The 6956-nt window shown below is 75.4% G+C and carries 5 protein-coding genes; 1 reads left to right on the top strand and 4 read right to left on the bottom strand.

Annotated elements, in window-relative coordinates:
- Positions 1-389 (top strand): TetR-like C-terminal domain-containing protein (locus CCN56_RS15400; RefSeq protein WP_179199854.1); only part of this gene is annotated, 389 nt, incomplete at its 5' end.
- 90 nt (positions 390-479) lie between these two features.
- On the opposite strand, the gene CCN56_RS15395 is transcribed toward CCN56_RS15400, so the two are convergent.
- The 4 genes from CCN56_RS15395 to CCN56_RS15375 all read right to left on the bottom strand — a co-directional run.
- A complete protein-coding gene (locus CCN56_RS15395; protein ID WP_086827354.1) occupies positions 480-1355 on the bottom strand; it encodes a carbohydrate ABC transporter permease in 876 nt (291 codons plus the stop codon).
- Positions 1352-2704, bottom strand: coding sequence for a carbohydrate ABC transporter permease (locus tag CCN56_RS15390; protein ID WP_256961983.1), 1353 nt, complete (start codon positions 2702-2704; stop codon positions 1352-1354). The genes CCN56_RS15395 and CCN56_RS15390 overlap by 4 nt, the downstream gene beginning before the upstream one ends.
- Before the next feature lie 11 nt (positions 2705-2715).
- Entirely contained in the window at positions 2716-4080 is a 1365-nt protein-coding gene (locus CCN56_RS15385; protein WP_086827352.1) for an ABC transporter substrate-binding protein, read from the bottom strand.
- 121 nt (positions 4081-4201) lie between these two features.
- Positions 4202-6956 (bottom strand): FtsK/SpoIIIE domain-containing protein (locus CCN56_RS15375; RefSeq protein WP_256961982.1); only part of this gene is annotated, 2755 nt, incomplete at its 5' end.

The raw sequence follows: 6956 nt of genomic DNA, 5'->3' as shown, positions 1-6956 counted from the left end.
TCGGCGCCTTCGCCGCCCAGGGCCTGCCGGCCCCCGCCAGCGGCTCCCTGTACGGGGACCTGCGCGTCCTCCTCGAAGTGGCCTCGCACGCCCTGCGCCACCCGGTCGCCTCGCAGGTCATCCCCGACCTGCTCGTCGAGGCCGCCCGGCACCCCGAGATCGCCGAGACCGTCAAGGCCGTGCTGCTCGACGGGCAGCAGGGAGTCATGACCCAGGTCGTCCGCGCGGCCGTCGCACGCGGTGAACTCCCCGAGGGCACCGACCCCGGCAAGGCCCTCGACCTGGCCGTCGGCCCGCTCTACTGGCGCCTCGTCGTCGTCCGCACGCCCCTGCCGAAGGGGTACGTGGACGAGCTCGCGCGCGCGGCGGTCGCGGCGCTCAAGGCGTGACCCCGCGGGGCTCCTCGACCGCGCCCGCCGCCCTCCGCACGCAACGGGTCCTGCTTCGCCGCGCCCGCCGCCCTCCGTGCGTCACAGCTCCTACTTCACCGCGCCCGCCATCACCCCGGACGCGAACTGCCGCTGGAACGCGAAGAACACCACCAGCGGCACCACCATCGACACGAACGCCCCCGGCGCGAGCACGTCCACGTTGTTGCCGAACTGGCGCACCTGCTGCTGGAGCGCCACCGTGATCGGCGGCGACTGCGAATCCGCGAAGATCAGCGCGATCAGCATGTCGTTCCACACCCACAGGAACTGGAAGATCCCGAGCGAGGCGATCGCCGGACCCCCGAGCGGCAGCACCACCCGGGTGAAGAGCCGGATCTCGCCCGCCCCGTCGAGCCGCGCCGCCTCCAGGAGTTCGCGCGGGATCTCCGCGAAGAAGTTCCGCAGCAGGAAGATCGCGAACGGCAGCCCGAACGCCGTGTGGAAGAGGACCACCCCGAGGGTCGTCTCGAAGAGCCCCACCGCGCCGAACAGCTTCGACACCGGGACCAGCGCCACCTGCACCGGGACCACGAGGAGCGCGACCACGCCCAGGAACCACCAGTCCCGGCCCGGGAACTCCAGCCACGCGAAGGCGTAACCGGCGAGGGAGCCGATGAGGAGGACGAGGAGGGTGGCCGGGACGGTGATCAGGACGGTGGAGAGGAGCGAGTCGGTGATCGTGTCGTTCGCCAGGAGACGGGCGTAGTTCTCGGTGGTCAGCCGGGCCGGGGCCGTGAACACCTGCCACCAGCCGCTCGCCGCGATGTCGGAGGGCGAGCGGAGCGAGGAGAGCAGCAGCCCGACCGTCGGCAGCAGCCAGAACAGGCCGGCGAGGAGGAGGAAGACCCGGACGGCACCGCCTGCCGCACGCGCCGAGGCCTTTGCCGCAAAGCTCTTCACCGGCGGGACTTCGAAGCTCTTCACCGGCGGGACTCCCTTCGGATGCGGCGGATGTTGACCACCATCACCGGCAGCACGAGGAGGAGCAGGACGACCGCGATGGCCGAGCCGACCCCGAGGTCCGCGTCCGTGCCGAAGGACGAGCGGTACAGCTGGAGCGCGAGCACGTTCGCGTCGTCCTGCGCGGAGCCCGGCGCGATGACGAAGACCAGGTCGAAGACCTTGAGCACGTTGATCATCAGCGTGACGAGGACGACCACGAGGACCGGCGCCAGGAGCGGCACCGTGATCCGCCGGAACACCTGCCACTCGTTCGCCCCGTCCACCCGCGCCGCCTCCAGGAGTTCGCGCGGTACGGCCGCGAGCCCGGCGCCGATCAGGACCATCGCGAACCCGGCCCACATCCACACGTACGCCCCGATGACGGCCGGGGTGACGAGCGAGGGGCCCAGCCACTCCACGCCGTCGTACTGCTCCCGGAAGTTGCTCGCGGGCAGCCGCAGTACGGCTCCGTCGGCGCGGTCGGCGGGCAGGCTGAAGCTGCCGTCGGCCGCCGCCGTGGCCGTGGCGACCACCTTCCCGTCCCGTACGGCCTCGATCCGCAGCCCCTTCAGGCCCAGCTCCTTCGGGTCGACCACGTTCGGCTTCCCGCCGCCGCCCCGGGTGAAGTCCAGCCAGGCCGTGCCGGTGATGTCCGCACCGGTGCCGGTGCCGGTGCCGGTGGCGTGGGGCGTGCGGGCGGGGCGCGCGTCCTGGGGCATCTGGGCCGGAGCCACCCCGACCAGCGGGAGGAGCACGGGCACGCCGGCCCGTACCGGCTCCTTCGTGACGAACGCGCCGCCGCCCGCGGCCTTCAGCGGGTGCACGGGCAGCGGCCGGGCCCGCGGGAAGCCGGAGGACTCGGCGAAGGTGTCGTGGACCCCGACCCAGACGGCGTTGGCGACCCCGCGGTCCGGATCCTGCTCGTAGACGAGCCGGAAGATGATCCCGGCGGCGAGCATCGAGATCGCCATCGGCATGAAGACGACCAGCTTGAACGCCGTGCCCCAGCGCACGCGTTCGGTGAGCACGGCGAAGACCAGACCGAGCGCGGTGGCGACCGCCGGGGCCACCACCAGCCAGATCAGGTTGTTCCGTACGGCGGTGCGGAGCGAGTCGTCGGTGACGAGGGCGAGGTAGTTGTCCAGGCCGACGAAGGACGCGTCCGAGCGGTCGAAGAGCGAACGGCGGACGGAGTACCCGATCGGGTAGACGACGAGCGCGCCGAGCAGGAGCAGGGCGGGCAGCAGGAAGCCCGCCGCCACCGCCCTGCTCCTGTGGGGGATCCGCGGCCCTGCCGCCACGGCCCTGCTCCTGGTGGGGATCCGCGGCATGTCCGGCCCCTTCAGCCCTTGTACGCCTTCTCCGCGTCCGCCTCCAGGCGCGCCTGTGTCCCCGCGATGTCCTTCGGGTTCTTCAGGAAGTCCTGGAGCGTCTTCCACTCGCCCTTGCCCGGCGTCCCGCCGAAGGACTGCGGCATCTGGTCCGACATGTCGAAGCGGAAGTCGTCACCGGCGCCGATGAGCGCCTCGGCGATCTCGCGCTGGACGTCGTTCGGGTACGCCGCCGGGTCCAGGTTCTTGTTGGGGGAGAGGAACCCGCCCTCGGCCGCCCAGATCTTCGCCGCGTCCGGGGAGGCGAGGAAGGCGAGCAGGGCCTGCGCGCCCTTGGTGTCCTTCAGGGCCACGGCCGCGTCGCCGGCCGTCACCACGGGGGAGGTACCGCCGTCGCCGACCTTCGGGAAGGGGAAGACCTTCGCGTCCTTCCCGACCTCCGCCTTCGTCTGGGCGATGTTGACGGCGGCGAAGTCGCCCTCGAAGACCATCGCGCCCTTGGGCTGGTCGCCGCCCGTGAAGGTCTGCGTGACCGAGGCCGGGTACTCCGTCTGCAGCGCGCCGGACGCCCCGCCCGCGATCAGCGCCGGCTTCCCGAAGAGCTCGGCGAGGGTCTTCAGGGCGGCGGCGACGGACGGGTCCGTCCACTTGATGGCGTGCTTCGCCAGCTGGTCGTACTTGGCCGGGCCGGCCTGCGAGAGGTAGACGTTCTCGAACCAGTCGGTGAGGGTCCAGCCGTCCGCGCCGCCGACCGACACCGGGGTCACGCCGGAGGCCGAGATCGTCTCGGCGGTGGCGAGGAACTCCTTCCACGTCTTCGGCTCGGAGGCGCCCGCGTTCTCGAAGACGGCGGTGTTGTACCAGACCAGGGACTTGTTGGCGGCCTTGAAGTAGACCCCGTACTGGGTGCCGTCCACCGCGCCGAGCTCCTGCCAGCCGCGCGAGTAGTTCGCCGCCAGCGCGGCCTTGGCTTCCGGGCCGACCGGCTTCAGCCACTTCTGGGCGGCGGCCTGCTGGATCGCGCCCACCTGCGGGAGCATCGCCACGTCGGGCGGGGAACCGCCGGCGATCTTCGTACCGAGGAAGTTCACGATCGGGTCCTGCGCGGGCACGAAGGTGACGGTCGCGCCGGTGCGCTTCTCGAACTCCTTCAGGACCTTGGTGAAGTTCTCCTGCTCGGGGCCCGTCCAGACGGCGGCGACCTCGATCTTCTCGCCCTTGAGGGAGAGCTCGCGATCGGGCGCGGGCTGCGGGTCCTTCGCGGATCCGTCGCCGCAGCCCGTGAGGGCGAGGGCGAGGACCGTCGCCGTCGCCGCCGCGGCGGCTAAGGCCTTGGGTGCCTTGCGGGCCTTGCGTGGACGAAGAGTTGTACGCATCGCTGCCCCGTCTCTCCCGTGCGCTTCGCTGTCCGTCCGACAGGTCTACGCCGGGCCGCGGAGCCCCGCAATACCGCCTTCCGTGTCACGAGGGCGATCGTGACGCCCTCGTGACGTGCCGTCAGCCGTGCGTGGCGGGGGTGAGCGGGGGTATGGGCGTCGCCTCGACCGAGCGTGCCGCGCGGTCGAGCGCGCTCGCCAGGAGGGCCAGGTCCGTCGGGCCGTTGCCCAGCTCACGGACCGGGCGGCGGGTGGGCGGATCGCCCATCCGCTCCCACTCCAGCGGGACGACCGTCGGGCGGAGCGTCGCCGTCCGGGGGATCCGGCCCGTGACGCGGCCCGCCTGGAAGGGGGTCACCCGGCCGTCCGGATGCCCGAGGCGGCCCCGGCCTGCCGCCGGCACGTCCGGACCCGGCGCCGCCGGGGGCGCGTCCAGCACGATCCGCAGCCGGGCCCCGTGGGCCAGCTCCGTGTCGGCGGTCCGGTCCGGGCGCGACGAGGTCGCGACGAGGTGCACCCCGAGCCGCTCCCCGTTCCGCGCGACGGCCTCCAGGGCCCGTACGACGGACCCGGCGGCCGGCCGGCCGGGGGCGCCGAGCGCGGGGGAGACCAGGGCGTCGAAGTCGTCGACGAGCACGACGAGCCGCGGCAGCTGCCCGCCACCCGCCACCCGCGCGGAAGCCTGCTCCCCGGAGGCGGGCCGCGGGATCCGCCCAGCGGCGTCCTCGGAGGCGGGGTGGGAGACGCGGCCGGTGACGTCGTCGGCGCCGGGGTACGGGACGCGCCCGCTGGCTCGGCCCGTCACGTCGTCGCTGCCGGGGTACGGGACACGACCGCTCGCCCGGCCCGTCACGTCGTCCGCGCCGGGGTGGGGCGTGCGGCCCCCGGCCCGGCCGGTGACGTCGTCCGCGCCCGGGTACGGGACGCGGCCGCTCGCCCGGCTCGGGACGTCGTCCGCCGCCGCGCGGGGGACTCGGCCACTGGGGTGGTCCGAGAGGTCGCCGTCGCCGGTGCGGAGCGTGCGGCTGCTCGGGCGGTCGTCGAGTGCCCCGCCGTCCCGCCGCGGCAGCCGCCCGCTGGGCGTGTCGGCCAGGAAGGCGTCTCCGCCGGACCGCGCCCGTGCGCCGGCCCGCACGTCGAGCGATCCGTCCCCGGCACGGGGGACCCGCCCGCCGGGGTGGTCCGTGAGATCACCGGAACGGGGGACCCGCCCGCTCGGGTGCTCGGCGAGATCACCGGCCCCGGGGTGCGGGACACGACCGCTGCCGCGGCCCGTCACCTCGTCGGCACCGGGGTGGGCCACGCGGCCGGAGGCGTCCTCGGTGCCCGGGTGCGGGACGCGCCCGCTGGATCGGCCGGTGACGTCGTCCGCGCCGGGGTGGGGGACGCGCCCGCTCGCCCGGCCGGCGATGTCCTCGCCGCCGGGATGCGGGACGCGCCCGCTGGATCGGCCGGTCACGTCGTCCGCGCCCGGATACGGGACACGGCCGCTCGATCGGCCCGGCACCTCGTCCGCGCCCGGGTACGGCACGCGCCCGCTCGATCGGGTCGGCACCTCGGCCGCGCCCGTGCGCGGGACCCGTCCGCTCGGGTGGTCCGTGAGGTCTCCGTCGCCGGTGCGGAGGGTGCGGCTGCTCGGGCGGCCGCCGAGGTCTCCCGTACCGGGGTACGGGACCCGGCCGCTGGTGCGGCCCGGCACGTCCTCCGCGCCCGGGTAGGGGACCCGGCCGCCACGGCTGCTCGGGAGCGCGCCGATCGTGCCGTCGCCCGTGCGGAGCGTGCGGCCGCTCGGGCGGTCCGTGAGGTCGGCGGTGTCCGGGACGCGGACGGTCGCGCGGGCGCCCTGGGGCACGGACTCCGCCGCGCTCGGGCCGCGCTGCCCGATCAGCCGGTCGGCGGCGCGCGCCGCTCCACGGCGGTCCGCGAAGTGGCCGTCGCCCAGGAGCTCCGCCCTGCGCTTCAGCTCGGCGCCGAGCGCCTGCGCGAACTCCCGCATCCGTACCGGGTCCGAGGCCACCAGGTGCTCGGTGACGTGCGGCAGCTCCGTACAGACCGCGAGGCCCTCGCCGCGCTCGCCGCCGGCGCCGTCCACGAGGAGCAGGCCGAGCCGGTCCGGGCGGCCGCCCGCCGCGAGGGAGGCGGCGATCGAGCGGAGCAGTTCGGTGCGTCCGCTGCCCGCCGGGCCCTCGATCAGCAGGTGCGGGCCCTCCGCCGTGAGGTCCACGGACAGGGGGCCGCGCGGGCCCGCGCCCAGGACCGCGGTGCCGTCCCCGGCCGAGGCCCAGCGGGCCATCAGGGAGGCGGGGGTGGCCCGGGCGAGCCCGAGCTCGTCGAGCAGGCGGGACGACGGGGGCAGCGCGGCGGCCCGGGCGCCCGGCGCCGCCGCCGCCTCGGGGCGCAGCGGGGCGAGGGCCCGGCCGAACCGCTCGGCCCAGGCGACGGACACCGCGTCCACCACGCCGACCGTGCCGTGGCCCGCGAGCCGCCCGCCGGACGTACGGAGCAGCCGCAGCGCCGTCGCCACGTCGCCGCTGAGGAGCGCGGCGGCCCCGCACTCGCGGAAGGCGAGGGACGCGGCGCACGCGGCCTCGTACGTGGCGGCCACCGGCGAGTCCGGGGTGGCCGAGGGGGCCTCGGCCAGGCACAGGAGGTGGATGCCGGCGGCCGCGCCGACGCCCGCGAGGCGCGCGACCGTCTCGCGCAGGGCCGCGGAGCCCGGGTCGCCGTCCACGATCACGACCGTCGTCGGGCCGTCGTGGCGGGCCGCGGCCTCGGCGACGGACGCGCGGTCGGCGCTGGGCCAGCCGGGGCCGAGCGGGCCGTCGTCGAGCCGCCGGGTCAGCTCGGTCGTACGGGCCTGGGCCTGCTCGCGGTCG

The sequence above is a fragment of the Streptomyces sp. NRRL B-24572 genome, from assembly GCF_002156145.1.
Lineage (GTDB): Bacteria > Actinomycetota > Actinomycetes > Streptomycetales > Streptomycetaceae > Streptomyces > Streptomyces vietnamensis.
The sequence above is the reverse complement of the archived record's forward strand: the minus strand, read 5'-3'. Positions and strand labels throughout refer to the sequence as shown.

Bases quoted from the DNA above. Each gene is read 5' to 3' on its own strand.
- CCN56_RS15390 (WP_256961983.1), bottom strand. From the start codon at position 2,704: ATGCCGCGGATCCCCACCAGGAGCAGGGCCGTGGCGGCAGGGCCGCGG.
- CCN56_RS15385 (WP_086827352.1), bottom strand. From the start codon at position 4,080: ATGCGTACAACTCTTCGTCCACGCAAGGCCCGCAAGGCACCCAAGGCC.